The following is a 15966-nucleotide window of genomic DNA, read 5'->3' as shown; positions in this document are numbered from 1 at the left end:
TCGAAACGACCAAACCGCCCGCATATCCCTTCATCATCATCAATGTCAAAGAGCACAGAAGACAAAAAACAACGGTCTCGCCAGATAACCAGCGATCACGCAGCGCCTTGCCTTCCGATGTTCGCTTCCAGATGCTGATCCGGTCGCTCTCTCGACTGCCGGCAGCAGCGCCGCCGTGCATCGTCTCGGTGAAGCGGTTTTTAGGAGCAGTCGCCCGGGTCTGCAAGCGGAAAATTTGGGCTCCGCAACGATTTCATGTCGGACCCAAGAAATATTGGTGTTTTCTCTCCCTCTCGGCACGCTTCCGCCCAGGTTGCCGGCGGCGGAAAGGGCCGACTCGGTGGCTCATGCCGCCATGTGAGTCGTCCGGCCGCCACAGATGGTGCGGGCGACGGCCATCGCGCCGAGCGACTCGGGCGCCACATCCGTCACCCTGCTGTTCAGAATGGCGAAATCGGCGGCCATCCCGCGTCTGAGGGTGCCGAACAGACGCTCGCGGTGCGTGGCCCAGGCCCCGCCCGCGGTGTAGGCATGCAGACTCGGCCACAGGCCGATCCGCTCATCCTTGCAGCCTTCATAGGGCTGGCGCGTCAGGGCGGCCTGCAGGCCCCGCATCACCGATACGTCCGTCACCGGCCAGTCCGAGGCGAAGGCGAGGGCTGCGCCCGCATCCTTGAGCGTCCTCCAGAGGTAGGCGTCCGGCCAGCGCGCCCGGCCGATCCTGTCGAGCGTCGGCTGAAGCGGAAAGTCCATCGCGCCGGGCGGGTGCGGTGGCTGCAGGCTGCCCACGACCCCCAGGGCGGCAAGCCGAGGGATGTCATTGCGCGCGATCAGTTCGATATGTTCGATCCGATGCCGGCTGTCGCGGGGCCCGTTGGCCCGTCGCGCCGCCTCGTAGCCGTCGAGGACAGAACGCACCGCCCCGTCTCCGATGGCATGCACCGCCATCTGCATCCCGAGCCGGTCCACCGCGGTGGCGATCTCGGCAAAGCGGGCGGGCTCGAACAGCGGTTCGGACCGCCAGCCGGGCTGCGCGGGGTAGTCGTCGAGCCGATAGGCCGTGCCACTGTCCAGCACGCCGTCCATGAACATCTTGACAAAGTTGCAGGCCAGCCAGTCGTCGTCGAAATCGCGTGTCATGGCCTCGGCGCGGGCCAGCTCGGACAGGTCCATATGCGGCTTGAAGTGGAAGGGCGCGCGGACGCGGGCGGTCAGATCGCCCGCGCGCTGCATCTCTCGCAGCAGCTCGAGCGTGTAGCGGTTGCCATCCATGTTCACCATAGCGGTGATGCCGTGGGAGGCGCAATGGGCGAGACCGCGGGCAATCCTGGCCCGGTCGATGGCCCGTTCGGCGTCGGAGGGCCAGGGCGAAGGCTCGCCGCCGGTCGCGATCCCCAGATTGACCCGCGCCTCTCCTCCCAGGGCAATCACGGGCGCGAAGGCCTCGAACTCCCGCAGCTCGCCGGTTGCGAGGCCGTCCGGGCCGATCACCACCTCATGCCCGCGAGGTGTCTCGGCGCCGTTCAGGATGCCGGCCGCTCGCAGGGCGGCGGTGTTCGCCCACACCGTATGGTGGTCGTGCGAGGTGATGGCAAAGGGCCGGTCCGGCAGGATCTCGTCGAGATCGTGCCGCGTCATCGGACGGCCGAGAAGCGCGTAATCCCCGCCCTGCGCCATCACGAGGGGCCTCTCGGGGTGACGCCCGGCAAAGTCGAGCGCGGCCCACGCGAGCGCCGCCGCGCCATGCACGCCCCCCAGCTGGAGGTGGGAGAGTTCCGTTCCCCCCAGCACAAGATGAAGGTGGCTCTCGACAAAGCCGGGAAGCACCGTCCCCCCGCCCGCATCGACGATCTCCGTTCCGGCATGGGCGAGGGGCTCGATCTCGGACCGTGCGCCCACCGCCGTGATGCGGCCGTCGAGAACCGCGACAGCCTCGGCCTCGGGCCGGGCGGGATCCATGGTCAGGACGGCGGCATTGGTCAGGATCAGGTCGGTCATGCAAAGGCTCCGGCGACGAACTGGATCGGCAGGCGCAAGATCAGGCGGCAAGGCTCGCGCCGGCCGCGGGAAGAACGGGCCCCTCTTGCGGCCCGCCGGCATCCGGGACATCTGAACAGCCGCTTCCGCTTTTGTCCACGACCGGCGGAAAATGGCCCTGCCGCTCTTGACCGTGGACCGGGCTTGACCCTTTATCGGGCAAACGCGCGGGCGCTCGCCCGGCACCGTGGCCCAGCGGGCCCGTGCGAGAGAGGGAATCACGATGCAGAACAGACCGGCCGAGCCTGCGCCGCAGCGCAATGGCTCCAATGCCTCCAAATCCACGCTGGGCTCGGATCTCAGGATCGTCGGCGACATCACCTCGTCGGGAAGCATCGAGGTGATGGGCGAGGTCGAGGGCACGATCACCGCGCGCGGACTGATGGTCGGGCCCGAAGGCCGCGCCAGCGGCACCTTCAGCGCGGAAAATGTCGAGGTGCGCGGGCAGCTCGACGGTCGGCTGTCCTGCTCGTCGCTGGTGGTGCGGGCGGCGGCGCAGCTCACCTCGGACGTGACCTACCGCAGCGTCGTGATCGAGAGCGGCGCGACCGTGGACGGCCGCTTCAAGATCACCAAGGACTGACCCTTCGGGCCGGCGCCGCCTTCAGGCGGCGCGGTCGGGCGGAATCGAATAGGTCAGCCCTGCCCGCGCCACCACGCCCTCGGAGCCCGCCGAGCGGATCAGCACATCCCCCACCGCCAGCGCCCGTCCCAGCTTGAGGATCCGCGCCGTCCCGATCAGGTCGCGTCCGGCCTCGGGCTTGCGCATGAAGTCCATCGAGATGTTCGTGGTGACGGCGAGCTTCACCGGCCCGATCCGCGACAGGATGGCCAGATACATGGCCACATCGGCCAGCGCGAACATCGAGGGCCCCGACACGGTGCCCCCCGGCCGCAGGTGCTGCGGCCCGACCTTCAGGCGCATGGCCAGCTCATCCCCGGCCGAGAGCACCTCGAAATCGTCCGCCACCTCGGGAAACTCCCGCGTCAGGAACGCGGACAGTTCCGCGGCCTCCAGTCTCAGCCCCATGCTTTCCTCCCTGCTTCCGGCCCGCTAGGCTGACCGCAAAGGGGAGGAGAGACAAGATGACCGAGATCCTGCTGCGCGAGGACAGCGGCGCCGTGGCGACGCTGACACTGAACCGGCCCGAGGCGCTGAACGCGTTATCGGACGCGATGCTGGCCGCCCTGAAAGAGCAGTTTCGCGCGCTGGCCGAGGACCGGAGCATCCGCGTCATCGTGCTGCGAGGCGCGGGCAAGGCCTTCTGCGCCGGCCATGACCTCCGCGAGATGCAGGCGGCACGGCAGTCCGAAGACCGGGGCGCGGCCTACTTTTCCGACCTCTTCGCCCGCTGCGCTGCGGTGATGCAGGCCATCCCGGCCCTGCCGCAGCCGGTGATCGCCGAGGTGCATGGCATCGCCACCGCGGCGGGCTGCCAGCTGGTGGCCTCGTGCGACATGGCGGTGGCGGCGCATGGCACGCGCTTCGGGGTCAACGGGGTCAACATCGGCCTCTTCTGCTCGACCCCCATGGTCGCCCTGACCCGCGTCGTGCCGCGCAAGGTCGCCTTCGAGATGCTGACGACCGGAGAGTTCATCGATGCCGAGCGCGCGCGCGATGTCGGGCTGATCAACCGCATCGCCCCGGCCGAGGATCTCTCGGCGGACGTGCGAAAGCTGGCGGAGGTGGTGGCGGGAAAGCTGGATGCGGCCGTGCGGACCGGCAAGCGCGCCTTCTACGATCAGTCGGGCATGGGGCTGGCGGCCGCCTACGCATTCACCGGGGCGGTGATGGCCGACAACATGATGTGGCGGGACACCGAGGAAGGGGTGAAGGCTTTTCTGGAAAAGCGCAGGCCAGACTGGGCCTGAGGATCGGACGCCTCGCGTCCACGGCAGACACCGGCCGGGCAATCCCTCGCCCGGCCGGACTTCATCACTCGGCGGCCGGGACCGCCTGAGCCTGACGGCGCTTGCGGGAGTCTTCCAGCTGCTTCTCGGTCTGGCGGATGTTGATGTAGGCGAGCACGAGGACGAAACCGATGGTCCCGAAGGTCAGAACATATTCCATGATCAGGTAGTTCATCATATCAGTTCCCTTTCCTGTCTGGGTTGTCGTGACGGAAATACGGGTGCATGGATGCGGCGGATCACCCTGCCCGCGCGATTTTGCCGCGCACGCCGGGCGCGTCGCACGAAGCGACAGGCAAGATTTTGAAGAAGAAGCGGTCTGTCGCTGCCGCCCGCAGCGATCAACTGAACGTGATCGCATCAGCGGACCAGAACCACCACCAGAAGCAGGAAGATCAGGAACCCCACCACGCCCGCCTGCGCGAACAGCGTGCTGGTAAGGAACAGGGCCGCCAGCACGCCGGCCACGATTGCCGCCTGATCGCGCGGGGGCCGAGCGGCGATGCGGGCCTCCACCTCTTCGCTGGAAAGGCCGCGCCAAAGGCTCGCAACCAGCGTGGCGGCGCTGCGTCGCGCCGCACGCCAGACCGCCCGGGCAAAGCCGTCCTCTTCCATGACCGCCGTCAGAGTCGGTAGATGCCGCGGAACTTGGCTTCCAGATAGTCCAGCAGCGGCTCTTCCGAGGGCTCGAAGCCGCAGGCGCGGGTGACGGTCTCATGCGGCGTGTAAAGCCCGCCGTGCCGTTGCAGGTTCTCGCGCAGCCAGCCGGTCGCGCCCGAGGTATCGCCGCGCGCAAGCTGCTCGTCGAGATCCGGCACCGCCTCGCGGATCGCCTTCATCAGGCAGCCGGCATAGACGTTCCCCAGCGCATAGGTCGGGAAATAGCCGAAGAGGCCGACCGACCAGTGCACGTCCTGCAGCATTCCGTGCGAGGGCCGGTCCACCGCCACGCCGAAATCCTCGAGGAAGCGTGCGTTCCAGGCCTCTTCCAGATCCTCGGGCTCGAGCGTGCCGCGGATCAGCCCGCGCTCGAGGTCGAAGCGCATCATGATGTGGAGGTTGTAATGGACCTCGTCGGCCTCGGTGCGGATGTAGCCGGACTGCACGCGGTTGGCGGTGGCATAGAAGGCCTCGGCATCGGCAATGCCGAAATCGCCGAACCGCTCGGTCATGCGGCCAAAGAGCCAGCCGGTAAAGGCGCGCGAGCGGCCGAGCTGGTTCTCGTAGATGCGGCTCTGGCTCTCGTGGACGCCCATCGAGACGCCCGCCCCGATCGGGGTGAGCGCGTAGTCGGGGTCGATCCCCAGCTCGTAGGCGGCGTGGCCGACCTCGTGGATGGTGGAGTAGAAGCAGTTGAACGGGTCGGCCTCGACCACCCGCATGGTGATGCGCACGTCGCTGCCCGAGCCCGACGAGAAGGGATGCACCGCCATGTCCATCCGCCCGCGCGTCCAGTCATAGCCGAAGGTCGCGGCGAGATCGCGGGCCATGCGCACCTGCGCCTCAAGGCCGAAATGGCCCGAGAGTGGCTTCGGCTGGTATTCGGCGCCCAGCACCGCCTCGCGCAGCGCGACAAGGCGCGGGCGCATCCGGTCGAAGATCGCCGAGATCGAGGCCGCCGTGGCCGAGGGCTCGTAATCGTCGATCAGCGCATCGTAGCGGTCGCGGCCCACCGCCAGCGCCGCCGCCTCCTCGCGCTTGAGGCGGATCACCTCGGTCAGCGTCGGCAGGAACATCGCCACATCGTCCGCGGCCCGTGCCTCGGCCCAGATGCCCTGCGCGGCCGAGGTCACGCGTGCGATCTCCTGCGCGAGCCGGCCCGGCACCTTGGTCGCCCGCTCATAGCTGCGGCGGATCAGGCGAAGCTGCGCCTCGTCCTCCTCATCCTCGGGCTCGGCCAGCTCCAGCCATTCGGAGATGCGCGGATCGGTGCGACGGGCGTGCAGCACCCCCTCCAGCGCGGCCATCTCTTCGGCCCGCTGCTCGGCGGCGCCGCGCGGCATCACCGTCTCCTGGTCCCACGAGAGCCGGCCCATGACCTGCGCGAGCGCCTCGGTCTGGCGCTGATAGTCCATCAGCTCGGTGAAGGCGACATCGGCGCTCATAGCGTTCCTTTCCGGATCGAGCCCACGCGGGGATAGTGCGCGAGGTGGCGCGCATGAAGGATCAGCACCCAGATCACCACCGCGCCGACCTGATGGGCGATGGCCACCTGCCATTCGGCGGCCGACAGCACGGTGCCCACGCCAAGCGCGACCTGCGCCAGAAGCGCAAGCGCAAGCAGGTCGAAGGCCCCGCGCGTCGCCCGGTGTTTCGAGCGCCGGCCGAAGATCCAGAAGACCAGCCCCAGCGCCACCAGCGCATAGCCGGCCATGCGGTGCAGGAACTGGACGAACCCGGGGTTCTGCAGCAGCCCCAGCCACCAGGCCGGGTTACGCCAGTCGGTCTCGACCCCCGGCACATAGAGCATGTCGGCCGGCAGGAAGGTCCCGTTCATGTCGGGCCAGGTCGGAAAGCCGCGGCCCGCGTCGATGCCGGCGACAAGCGCCCCCAGCACCACCTGCAGGAAGGCCACCACGATCAGCACCGTGGTCATGCCGTAGAGGCGCCCTTCGCGCTGGCGCCGGGCCTGGAAGAGTTCGGCCTCGGTCCGCCCGAGGAGGAGCGCCTGCCAGGCGATCATGCCGAGGATGATGAAGGCAAGGCTCAGGTGAACCGCAAGGCGCGTGCTCTCGACCGCGACCCGGTCGCCCTCGAGCCCCGAGGCTACCATCCACCAGCCGATGCCGCCCTGGATGCCGCCCAGGACCCCCAGTGCCAGCAGCCGAGGCCACCAGCCCCGCGGCATCTTGCGGGCAACCAGGAAGCCGAGGAAGCCCACGGCCCAGACGAGGCCGATCACGCGGCCCAGCTGCCGGTGCCCCCATTCCCACCAGTAGATGCGCTGGAACTCGGCCATCGACATGCCGGCGTTCATCAGCCGGTATTGCGGGCTCTGGCGGTACTTCTCGAACTCGGCCGTCCATTCCGCCTCGTTCAGCGGCGGCACGGCGCCGGTGACGGGCCGCCATTCGGTGATCGACAGGCCGGAATCGGTCAGCCGCGTGAGGCCGCCCACCACGATCATCGCCATGACGAGAACGAACAGCGCCATCAGCCACAGCCGGATGCCGCGCCGCGCGCCGCCGTGGCCGCGATCGATGCTGCCGCCTTGCGGCACCGGCGCCTTCGCCCCCTGCCCCACTTCCTCGAAGATGCTGCGCTTCTTGACTGCCATCCGGCTCTCCCGTTCCGCGGGGGAGACTAGGCCCCCCGCCTGCCCGCTTCAAGGGCCCGCGGGGAGTGGCGCGAGGACGCGGAGCTACCCGCCGGCGACCCGGTCGTCGAACATGTAGATGTCCACGCCGCCGGTGGCGAAACGGCCCACATCCTCGACCGCCGCCTGCCCCTCCGGGCTGGCAAGCGCCGCCTTCAGGCTGGCGATCTCGTCAAACCGCAGCATCGCCACAAGATGATAGGACGAGGCGCCGTCGGGCGTCATGACGGGCCCGTGGCTGATCTCGTAGCTGCGCAGGCCCGGCATCTTCGACGCAAGCCAGATGTGGATCCCCGAATAGTGCCTGTCGAACGCCGCCACATCCTCGGGCGTGCGATACATCACGATCAGTCTGGCCATGTCTGTCCTCCGTTCCGCCGTGCCACTCTGACATGTTTCCGGCGGCGGAGGCTTCATCCAATGGTCGATCCCGCTACTGCTTCAGCTTCCAGGCGATCTGGCGCAGCATCCCGTGCAGGGTCTGGACATCGGCGCGCGTCAGGGCGAGCCGGGCCCACATGTTGCGCAGGTTCAGCTTCATCCCCGGCGCCTTCTCGGGCGGGAAGAAGAAGCCCGCCGCCTCGAGCTTCTCCTCGAAATGATCGCCCAGCTTCTCGATCTCGAGGCCGCTTGCGAAATCGACCCGTGCCATGTCGATCACCTCGGGCGGGGTCTCGTCGTGCTGGCGCCGCCATTCGTAGGCCAGAAGCAGCACGCATTGCGCCAGGTTCAGCGAGAAGAACTCGGGGTTCACCGGCACGGTGACGATGGCGCTGGCGAGCGCGACATCCTCGTTCTCGAGACCCGTCCGCTCGGGACCGAAGAGGATGCCCACGCGCCGCCCCTCGCCCGTCAACGCCCGGGCATGGGTCATGGCGCGCTCGGGCGTCATCACGGGCTTGGTCAGTTCGCGCCCCCGCGCGGTCGTGGCAAAGACATAGTCGCAGTCGCGGATCGCCTCGGCCACCGAGGGAAAGAGCCCCGCGTGATCGAGCAGCCGTCCCGCCCCCGATGCCATGGCCACGGCCTTGGGATTGGGCCAGCCGTCGCGCGGATCGACGATCCGCAGCCGGGCGAGACCGAAGTTCAGCATGGCGCGCGCGGCCGCGCCGATGTTCTCGCCCATCTGCGGGCGGACGAGGATGAAGACGGGTTCGATGCTCATGGCGCTCCCTCGGGTCCGGGCCGCTTCCTAGGGGAGAAGGCCCACGCGGCGCAATGGCATTTCCAAGCCGGCGCCCCTCGGCTATAGGCTTCGCCGACCGAAGGAGACCCATCATGGCCGAAGCCGAACGTCCGCAGATCTATCTGATCACGCCGCCCGAGATCGACCTCGGGATCTATCCCGACCGGCTGGCGCGGGTGCTGGATTCGACCGGGATCGCCTGCCTGCGGCTGGCGCTGGCCGGCAAGGACGAGGATCGGATCGCCCGCGCGGCGGATGCCCTGCGCGAGGTGGCCCATGCGCGCGACGTGGCGATCGTCATCGAGAACCATGTGCTGATGGTCGAGCGGCTGGGCCTCGACGGGGTGCATCTGACCGATGGCGCGCGGCTGGTTCGCAAGCTGCGCAAGGACCTGGGCCCCGACGCGATCGTCGGCGCCTTCTGCGGCCGGTCGCGGCACGAGGGGATCAACGCAGCCGAGGGCGGCGCGGATTACGTGTCCTTCGGCCCGGTGGGCGCGACCGCGCTTGGCGATGGCAGCCTTGCCGAGACGGACCTCTTCGCCTGGTGGTCCGAGATGATCGAGGTTCCGGTGGTGGCCGAGGGCGCGCTGACGCGCGAGAAGGTCGCCGAACTGGCAACCGTGACCGACTTCTTTGCCGTCGGAGAGGAGATCTGGCGCGAAGAGGACGCGGCCGAGGCGCTGCGGAGCCTGCTCAGCCCTCTGGGCTGAGGGTCCAGCCTTCGGCCGAGGCCGCCTCGCGCCCCTCCGCCGGGAAGCCCTGCCGCACCAGCGCCTCGCAACGGGCCGCCAGCCCCTTGCGCCCGTCGAAGCCGTCGGCGGGCACCGGCTCGTGGAAGGTGATCTCGACCCTCCCGTGTCCGGGCGCCGCCAGAAGCCGGGCGAGGTGGCTGCCGAAGTCCATGTCGCCCCACCAGCCGTAAAAGCGCGGATCCTCGCCCTCGGGCGCGATGTAGTGAACCGTCACCGGCTGGATATGCAGCGCATGTTCCAGCCCGTGCGTGAAGAACGCCGCAAAGAGCGTTGACTTGAAGGGCAGGATGCGCAGCGTGTCGGTGCTGGTGCCTTCGGGGAAGAAAAGAAGCCGGTGCCCGAACCGGAGCCGCTCCTCGAACAGCCGCTGCTGCGCCCGCGCCTCGGAGCCCTTGCGGTTGATGAAGACCGTGCCCGTCGCGCGCGCCAGCCAGCCGATGCCGGGCCAGCCCGCCACCTCGGACTTCGAGACGAAGTAGATCCGCTGCACGGCGTTGAGCACGAAGATGTCGAGCCAGGAGCCGTGGTTGGCCACCACCGCTCCGGGCACCGTCATCGGCCTGCCACGGGCGCGGACCCTCAGCCCCATGATGGCCAGCGCGCCGCGACAGACGCCCTGGGTGATCCAGGGCGTGACCGGCCGTGCCATGCCGCAGACCGGCCGCTCGATCTGGCGCAACAGCAGCAGAAGCAGCAAGCCGCCATAGACGAGGAGGGCCATCGCGCCACCCTTCACCGCCAGGCGCAGCCATCCCGCCGCACCGATCGGCCTTGGCGCCGGCCGGTCCGCCTTCCAGTCGCTCATTCCGCGGTCACCGCGCGGCGGGCGTAGAAATCCCGGTGCCGCGTGGACATGCGCGCCGTGTCCAGCAGAAGGCAGACGTCGGTCGTGTTGAAGGCATGGTCCACCCATGCCCCCTCGCCCACAAAGCCGCCTAGGCGCAGATAGGCCTTGATCAGCGGCGGCATCGCCAGCATCGCCGCCCGCCGGTCCACCGAACCGGCCGGGACAAGGTCCATCCGCTGCGCATGATCGGGCCTTGCGCGCACGCGCAACTCCTCGGGTGCCAGATGGAACGCATGAAGATGCGACAGGGGCTGGGCCAGCGCCTCGACATCGGTGCCGTGAAAGCTTGCGACCCCGAACAGCAACTCGATCCCCTGGGCCAGCACATAGTCGGCAAGCCCGCTCCAGAGCAGGAAGACCGCCGAGCCGCCGCGAAAGTCGGGATGAACGCAGGAGCGTCCAAGCTCCAGCAACCGCCTGCCGCTCGACCGGAGAGGGCCGAGATCATATTCGCTATCGCAATAGAAGCGCCCCGAGTGCGCTGCCCGATCCCCCGGAAGCAGGCGATAGACGCCGACCACATCCTCGAGCGCCCCGGCATCGCGGCGCCGGTCGATCAGCAGAAGATGATCGCAGATCGCGTCGAACTCGTCCCGCTCGAGGCGGGCCGGATGATCGACCATGTCGCCGTCGCCCCCAAGCTCTTCGACGAACACCCGATAGCGCAGGCGCTGCGCCGCCCGCAGATCGCGCTCGGACGAGGCCAGCCGCAGCTCCAGATGCGGATCGTCGGCAATCATTCCCCGATCTTGCCCCCCTCGCCGGCCGTCAGGGCTTCATAGGAAATGCCCTCGCCGGATGCAACCGCCGCCCGCGGCAGCCGGGCACAACCCTGCGCCGAAATGCCCTCAATTGATGATTGAAATACGCCTTCGGGCTTCGCTACATCATTTGGGTAGATCAGGAACAAGTTGAAGCTGAACCCTGCTCCCATCGATCAAGACCTTGCCTGCATGCTCGAAATTCACGGTGATCCGTCCCTTTACGTTCGATTGAACCTGGCCCGTCCCCCAGTCGGGTCGCCCCGGATGGCGGACCAGCATCCCCGGCTCGAGCAGCGTGTTCATTTCCGTTCCTTCCGGCTTTCTTGGAGACGCCCATGACCGAAAAGACCGATCTGGCCGCCCTTCTGGGCTCGCGCATCTGTCACGATCTTATCAGCCCGATCGGTGCGATCGGCAATGGCGTCGAGCTTCTGATGATGGACGGGTCGATCCGGGGGCCGGAAATGACGCTGATCTCGGAGAGCGTGGCCAATGCCAATGCGCGCATACGCTTCTTCCGGGTGGCCTTTGGCGCGACGGGCGCCGAGCAGCGGATCGGCCGTCCCGAGATCCTGTCGATCCTCCAGGACCTGACGCGCGGCGGCCGGCTGCAGATCGACTGGCAGGGCCCGACCGATCTGCAGCGCCGCGAGGTGAAGCTCGCCTTCCTGCTCATCCTCTGCCTCGAGACGGCGATGGCCTATGGCGGCCGCATCCGGGTCGAGCGCAACGATGCGCGGTGGGTGCTGGTGGGCCAGGCGCACAAGATCAGGATCGACGCGGACCTGTGGGAGATGCTCTCGAACCCGATGGCGCAGGTGGAAATGTCCGCAGCCCGCGTGCATTTCGCGCTTGTCCCCGACGAGATGTCCCGTCAGGGCCGCCGTCTGACCTCCGAGATCCGCGAGACCGAGATCCGCCTGTCCTTCTGAGCCTCAGGGACGGATCGTTCCGTCGCCCTCGACCAGATACTTGAAGCTGGTGAGCTGCTCGGCGCCCACCGGGCCGCGGGCGTGCATCTTTCCGGTGGCGATGCCGATCTCGGCGCCCATGCCGAACTCGCCGCCGTCGGCGAACTGAGTCGAGGCGTTGCGCATCAGGATCGCGCTGTCGAGCCTGCGGAAGAAGCGGTCGGCCGTGGCGTCGTTCTCGGTCAGGATCGATTCGGTATGGCTCGAGCCGTAGCGGCGGATGTGGGCGATGGCCTCGTCCACCCCGTCCACCAGCTTGGCCGCGATGATCATGTCGAGGAACTCGCGCCCGAAATCGTCGGCTTGCGCAGGCACGGTGCCCGGCACCTGCGTCAGCTCGCCCTCGGCGCGGACCTCGACGCCCGCCTTCAGCAGATCCTCGATCAGCACCGGCCCGTGCTTGGCGAGGAAGGCCCGGTCGATCAGCAGACATTCAGCCGCGCCGCAGATGCCCGTGCGGCGGGTCTTGGCGTTCAGCACAACCCGGCGCGCCTTCTCGAGATCCGCGTCTCCGTCGGCATAGACATGGCAGATGCCCTCGAGATGGGCGAAGACCGGCACCCGCGCCTCGGCCTGCACGAGGCCCACGAGCCCCTTGCCGCCGCGGGGCACGATCACGTCGATATGCTCGACCATGCGCAGCATCTCGGCCACCGCCGCGCGGTCGCGCGTGGGCACGCGCTGGATCGCATCCACCGGCAGGCCCGCCTGCCGCAGCCCGTCCTGCAGCGCCGCATGGATCACGCCCGAGGAGTGGAAGCTCTCGGAGCCGCCGCGCAGGATCACCGCATTGCCGGACTTGAGGCAGAGCGCGCCGGCGTCCGCCGTGACGTTGGGCCGGCTCTCGTAGATCACGCCCACGACGCCGAGAGGCGTGCGGACCCGGCGGATGTGCAGGCCGGTGGGCCGGTCCCATTCGGCGATCACCTGCCCCACCGGATCGGGCTGGGCCGCCACCGCCCGCAGACCATCGACAATGCCGCCGATCCGGGCGGGATCGAGCTTCAGCCTGTCCATCATGGCCGGCGTCAGGCCCTTCTCGGCGCCGAAGGCCAGATCACGCCCGTTCGCCTCGAGGATCTCGTCGGTGCGGGCGCGCATGGCGTCGGCGGCAGCGTTCAGGGCCGCTTCCTTGCGCGACGGTTCGGCGAAAGCGAGCTCCGCCGCCGCGACGCGGGCGCGGGCGCCGATCTCGCGCATGAGCATCGTCACATCGGTTCCGTCCATGTCCCTGTCCTCTCCTTCAGGCCGTGGCCCGCCCGGACGGGGCGGCGGCCTCAGATCACCATATCGTCGCGATGGATGAGCGCGGCCCGACCGCTGTAGCCGAGGATGCCCTCGATCTCGGCCGAGCGGTGGCCGGCGATCTGCACCGCCTCGACCGCCGTATAGCGGGTGAGCCCGCGCCCCAGCACCTCGCCCATCGGACCCGCGATCTCGACCGGATCGCCGCGCCCGAAATTGCCCTCGACCGCCACCACGCCCGCGGGCAGCAGCGACTTGCCCGCCTGCAGCGCCCGCACCGCGCCCGCATCCACCCGGACCGTGCCGCGCGGCTTCATCGCGTTGATCCAGCGTTTCCGCGCCGCCTGCGGATCGCCCTGCGCCACGAACCAGGTGCGCGCGGCCCCCTGCTCCAGCGCCTTGAGCGGCCGCATGGCCGAGCCTTCGGTGATCGCCATGGCGCAGCCACCCGCGACGGCGGTCTTCGCCGCCATGATCTTGGTCTTCATGCCGCCCTTGGACAGGCCCGACACCGGATCGCCCGCCATCGCCTCGAGCGCGGGCGTGATCGTCTCGACCAGATCGAACCGCTCCGCGGTGGGATCTTCCTTCGGGTTCGCCGAATAGAAGCCGTCCACGTCCGACAAAAGCACGAGCTGGTCCGCCCCCACCGTGACCGCGATCTGCGCCGCCAGCCGGTCGTTGTCGCCAAAGCGGATTTCATCCGTGGCGACCGTGTCGTTCTCGTTCACGATGGGCACCGTGCCGAGCGCGAGCAGCGTCTCCATCGTGGCGCGCGAGTTCAGGTAGCGCCGCCGGTCCTCGGTATCCTCCAGCGTGACCAGAACCTGCGCGGTGGTGATCCCGTGCGGGGCCAGCACCTCCTCATAGGCGCGGGCGAGCCGGATCTGGCCCACGGCGGCGGCCGCCTGGCTCTGTTCGAGGGCGAGCGGCCCCGGCGGCAGATGCAGCACCCGCCGCCCCAGCGCGATCGAGCCCGAAGAGACGAGGATCACCTGCGTCCCGCGCGTCCGCGCCTCGGCCACATCCAGCGCCAGCGCCGACAGCCACTGGCGGCGCAGACCCTCGCCGTCCACCAGAAGCGCCGAGCCGATCTTGACGACCAGCCGCTTGGCACTTCGGATATCGGGGGCCTGAAGGGGCATCAGGGTTGCCACGGCACATGCTCCTCCGCCGCTTCGCCGCGCGCCGCGTCGATCTCGGCCCAGAGCGCGCGCAGCACCTCCATCAGGCCGGTGCCGGCGACGCCCGAGATGGTGAAGACCTTGCCCCCCGTCGCCTTCTCGAGAGCGCGGCGACGGTCGGAGATCTGCTTGGGGTCCATCGCGTCGATCTTGTTCATCGCCGTGATGCGCGGTTTCAGCGCGAGGTCGCCGCCATAGGCCTCAAGCTCGCCAATGATGGTGCGGTAATCCTTGACGATGGTCGAGGAGGTGCCGTCCACCAGATGCAGCAGCACCGAGCACCGCTCGACATGGGCGAGGAACTGGTCGCCGAGGCCGCGGCCCTCGGAGGCGCCCTCGATCAGGCCCGGAATATCGGCGATCACGAATTCCTTGCCGTCCACCCCCACGACGCCAAGGTTCGGCACCAGCGTGGTGAAGGGATAATCCGCGATCTTCGGCCGGGCGTTCGAGGTGGCCGAAAGGAAGGTGGACTTGCCCGCGTTGGGCAGGCCCAGCAGGCCCGCGTCCGCAATGAGCTTCAGCCGGAGCCAGATGGTCCGGTCGATGCCCGGCTGGCCGGGGTTCGCCCGCGCGGGCGCGCGGTTGGTCGAGGACTTGAAGCGCAGGTTGCCCCAGCCGCCGTTGCCGCCCTGCGCGAGCAGGACGCGCTGGCCCACCTCGGTCAGGTCGGCGATCACCGTCTCTTCGTCCTCGTCGATGATCTCGGTGCCGACCGGCACCTTGAGGACGATGTCGTCGCCCGACCTGCCGGTGCGCTGGCTGCCCATGCCCGGCTGGCCGGACTTGGCGAAGAAATGCTGCTGGTAGCGGAAGTCGATCAGCGTGTTCAGCCCCTCGACCGCCTCGGCCCAGACCGAGCCGCCGTTGCCGCCGTCGCCCCCGTCGGGGCCGCCGAACTCGATGAACTTCTCGCGCCGGAAGCTGACGCAGCCGCCCCCGCCCCCGCCCGAGCGGATGTAGACTTTGCAGAGGTCGAGGAACTTCATGGGTGCGGCTTTCCGGTTGGTCGCTTCTGGCGATAGAGAGAAACGGGCAAAGGCTCAAGCCTCCGCCCGTCGTTTGACGCCTGCGACCGTTGGGTCAGAGCCGGCGCAGATAGGTCCAGGTCGGCACGCGGGCGTTGCGCGCCACCGAGAAGGCCTCGGCGTCCCCTATATATTCGAAGCCGCAGTTGGTGAGCACCCGCGCCGATTGCGGATTGTCCTGGAAGACCTCGGCGAAGATGGTGCGCGAGCCCTGCGGATTGGCCTCGATCAGCGCCCGCACCGCCTCGGAGGCGAAGCCCGCGTTCCAGAAGGCCGGCGCCACCCAGTAGGCGATCTCGGACTGGTCGCGGTCCATCCGCTTGAGCGAGATCACGCCCAGCACCTCCGACAGGCCCGAGGCGGAGCCGTCCATGACCCACACATCCTCGGACCGGCCCTCGGCCGTCGAGCGGGTGACAAAGGCCTCGGCCGCACCCGGCGGCAGCGGGTGCGGGATGCCGCGCGTGCCCTCGGCCACGCGCCGGTCGCCCGCATACATGGCAAAGAGCCCCGCATCGGACTTGCGCACCGGGCGCAGCACGAGGCGGCCGCCGGCCGGATGGGCCTCCGTCGCCGGAAGCGTGGTCGAGATCATGTCAAGCGTCACGGGCTTCCTCCTCTGAAGCACTGGCACCTGGGACGGGAGCGGCCTGCCCCGGCACGGGCTCCGCTCGCCGACCGAAGCCGGAAACGCGGAAGGGGACCGGCTTGTGCCGATCCCC

At 68.8% G+C, this 15966-nt stretch carries 21 protein-coding genes; 4 read left to right on the top strand and 17 right to left on the bottom strand.

Features of this window, described 5'->3' with window-relative positions; genetic code table 11:
* Both FG154_RS21220 and FG154_RS16200 read right to left on the bottom strand, forming a co-directional pair.
* Window positions 1–226: hypothetical protein (locus FG154_RS21220; RefSeq protein WP_222120565.1), on the bottom strand; the 226-nt coding region annotated here is incomplete at its 3' end.
* Window positions 227–345: 119 nt separating this feature from the next.
* Entirely contained in the window at window positions 346–1998 is a 1653-nt protein-coding gene (locus tag FG154_RS16200; protein WP_145110139.1) for an amidohydrolase, read from the bottom strand.
* Between the two features lie 262 nt (window positions 1999–2260).
* Between FG154_RS16200 and FG154_RS16195 the strand changes: the two genes are divergently transcribed.
* Window positions 2261–2620 (top strand): bactofilin family protein, encoded by a 360-nt coding sequence (locus tag FG154_RS16195; protein ID WP_011910705.1) that lies wholly within the window; start codon window positions 2261–2263, stop codon window positions 2618–2620.
* 21 nt (window positions 2621–2641) lie between these two features.
* On the opposite strand, the gene FG154_RS16190 is transcribed toward FG154_RS16195, so the two are convergent.
* Complete coding sequence (locus tag FG154_RS16190; RefSeq protein WP_145110136.1) at window positions 2642–3067, bottom strand: PaaI family thioesterase; 426 nt, start codon at window positions 3065–3067, stop codon at window positions 2642–2644.
* A gap of 56 nt (window positions 3068–3123) precedes the next feature.
* Between FG154_RS16190 and FG154_RS16185 the strand changes: the two genes are divergently transcribed.
* Window positions 3124–3909, top strand: a complete 786-nt coding sequence (locus FG154_RS16185) for an enoyl-CoA hydratase (protein WP_145110133.1) — start codon at window positions 3124–3126, stop codon at window positions 3907–3909.
* A 64-nt stretch (window positions 3910–3973) separates the two neighbouring features.
* Here FG154_RS16185 and FG154_RS16180 read toward each other — a convergent pair whose 3' ends face one another.
* From FG154_RS16180 to FG154_RS16155, 6 genes are all read right to left on the bottom strand, one after another.
* Window positions 3974–4123 (bottom strand): hypothetical protein, encoded by a 150-nt coding sequence (locus tag FG154_RS16180; RefSeq protein WP_145110130.1) that lies wholly within the window; start codon window positions 4121–4123, stop codon window positions 3974–3976.
* A gap of 185 nt (window positions 4124–4308) precedes the next feature.
* Window positions 4309–4563: a hypothetical protein gene (locus FG154_RS16175; protein WP_011910701.1), complete on the bottom strand. Its 255-nt coding sequence runs from the start codon at window positions 4561–4563 to the stop codon at window positions 4309–4311.
* Window positions 4564–4571: 8 nt separating this feature from the next.
* Window positions 4572–6053, bottom strand: a complete 1482-nt coding sequence (locus tag FG154_RS16170; RefSeq protein WP_145110127.1) for a carboxypeptidase M32 — start codon at window positions 6051–6053, stop codon at window positions 4572–4574.
* Entirely contained in the window at window positions 6050–7225 is a 1176-nt protein-coding gene (gene ctaA, locus FG154_RS16165; RefSeq protein ID WP_145110124.1) for a heme A synthase, read from the bottom strand. The genes FG154_RS16170 and ctaA overlap by 4 nt, the downstream gene beginning before the upstream one ends.
* An 84-nt stretch (window positions 7226–7309) precedes the next feature.
* Window positions 7310–7624, bottom strand: a complete 315-nt coding sequence (locus tag FG154_RS16160) for an EthD family reductase (protein ID WP_145110121.1) — start codon at window positions 7622–7624, stop codon at window positions 7310–7312.
* 73 nt (window positions 7625–7697) lie between these two features.
* A complete protein-coding gene (locus tag FG154_RS16155) occupies window positions 7698–8429 on the bottom strand; it encodes an RNA methyltransferase (RefSeq protein WP_145110118.1) in 732 nt (243 codons plus the stop codon).
* Window positions 8430–8542: 113 nt separating this feature from the next.
* Between FG154_RS16155 and FG154_RS16150 the strand changes: the two genes are divergently transcribed.
* Window positions 8543–9163, top strand: a complete 621-nt coding sequence (locus FG154_RS16150) for a thiamine phosphate synthase (RefSeq protein WP_145110115.1) — start codon at window positions 8543–8545, stop codon at window positions 9161–9163.
* Here the strand turns inward: FG154_RS16150 and olsA are convergent.
* Genes olsA through FG154_RS16135 form a run of 4 tightly spaced genes read right to left on the bottom strand, consistent with a single transcriptional unit; the run spans window position 9147 to window position 11119 of the window.
* Entirely contained in the window at window positions 9147–10010 is an 864-nt protein-coding gene (olsA, locus tag FG154_RS16145; protein WP_145110112.1) for a lyso-ornithine lipid O-acyltransferase, read from the bottom strand. The two genes, FG154_RS16150 and olsA, sit on opposite strands and share 17 nt — an antisense overlap.
* On the bottom strand, window positions 10007–10792 hold the full coding sequence (olsB, locus tag FG154_RS16140; protein WP_145110110.1) for an L-ornithine N(alpha)-acyltransferase: 786 nt from the start codon (window positions 10790–10792) through the stop codon (window positions 10007–10009). Before olsB ends, olsA begins: the two co-directional genes overlap by 4 nt.
* Window positions 10789–10962, bottom strand: a complete 174-nt coding sequence (locus FG154_RS21100; protein ID WP_186312402.1) for a hypothetical protein — start codon at window positions 10960–10962, stop codon at window positions 10789–10791. Before FG154_RS21100 ends, olsB begins: the two co-directional genes overlap by 4 nt.
* Window positions 10940–11119: a DUF3553 domain-containing protein gene (locus FG154_RS16135; RefSeq protein WP_145110107.1), complete on the bottom strand. Its 180-nt coding sequence runs from the start codon at window positions 11117–11119 to the stop codon at window positions 10940–10942. The genes FG154_RS21100 and FG154_RS16135 overlap by 23 nt, the downstream gene beginning before the upstream one ends.
* 32 nt (window positions 11120–11151) lie before the next feature.
* On the opposite strand from FG154_RS16135, the gene FG154_RS16130 reads away from it, so the two are divergent.
* A complete protein-coding gene (locus FG154_RS16130) occupies window positions 11152–11748 on the top strand; it encodes a histidine phosphotransferase family protein (protein WP_011910692.1) in 597 nt (198 codons plus the stop codon).
* 3 nt (window positions 11749–11751) lie between these two features.
* Here FG154_RS16130 and FG154_RS16125 read toward each other — a convergent pair whose 3' ends face one another.
* From FG154_RS16125 to FG154_RS16110, 4 genes are all read right to left on the bottom strand, one after another.
* Complete coding sequence (locus FG154_RS16125; protein ID WP_145110104.1) at window positions 11752–13014, bottom strand: glutamate-5-semialdehyde dehydrogenase; 1263 nt, start codon at window positions 13012–13014, stop codon at window positions 11752–11754.
* Between the two features lie 50 nt (window positions 13015–13064).
* The gene (gene proB / locus FG154_RS16120; protein WP_145110148.1) at window positions 13065–14177 is read right to left on the bottom strand and encodes a glutamate 5-kinase; all 1113 of its coding nucleotides are present in this window, start codon (window positions 14175–14177) and stop codon (window positions 13065–13067) included.
* Complete coding sequence (obgE, locus tag FG154_RS16115) at window positions 14177–15205, bottom strand: GTPase ObgE (RefSeq protein WP_145110101.1); 1029 nt, start codon at window positions 15203–15205, stop codon at window positions 14177–14179. Before obgE ends, proB begins: the two co-directional genes overlap by 1 nt.
* A gap of 94 nt (window positions 15206–15299) precedes the next feature.
* A complete protein-coding gene (locus tag FG154_RS16110; RefSeq protein WP_011910688.1) occupies window positions 15300–15851 on the bottom strand; it encodes a GNAT family N-acetyltransferase in 552 nt (183 codons plus the stop codon).
* Window positions 15852–15966 lie beyond the last annotated feature (115 nt).

Source organism: Cereibacter sediminicola, from assembly GCF_007668225.1.
Classification (GTDB): domain Bacteria; phylum Pseudomonadota; class Alphaproteobacteria; order Rhodobacterales; family Rhodobacteraceae; genus Cereibacter_A; species Cereibacter_A azotoformans.
This window is presented reverse-complemented; position numbering and strand designations above follow the sequence as displayed.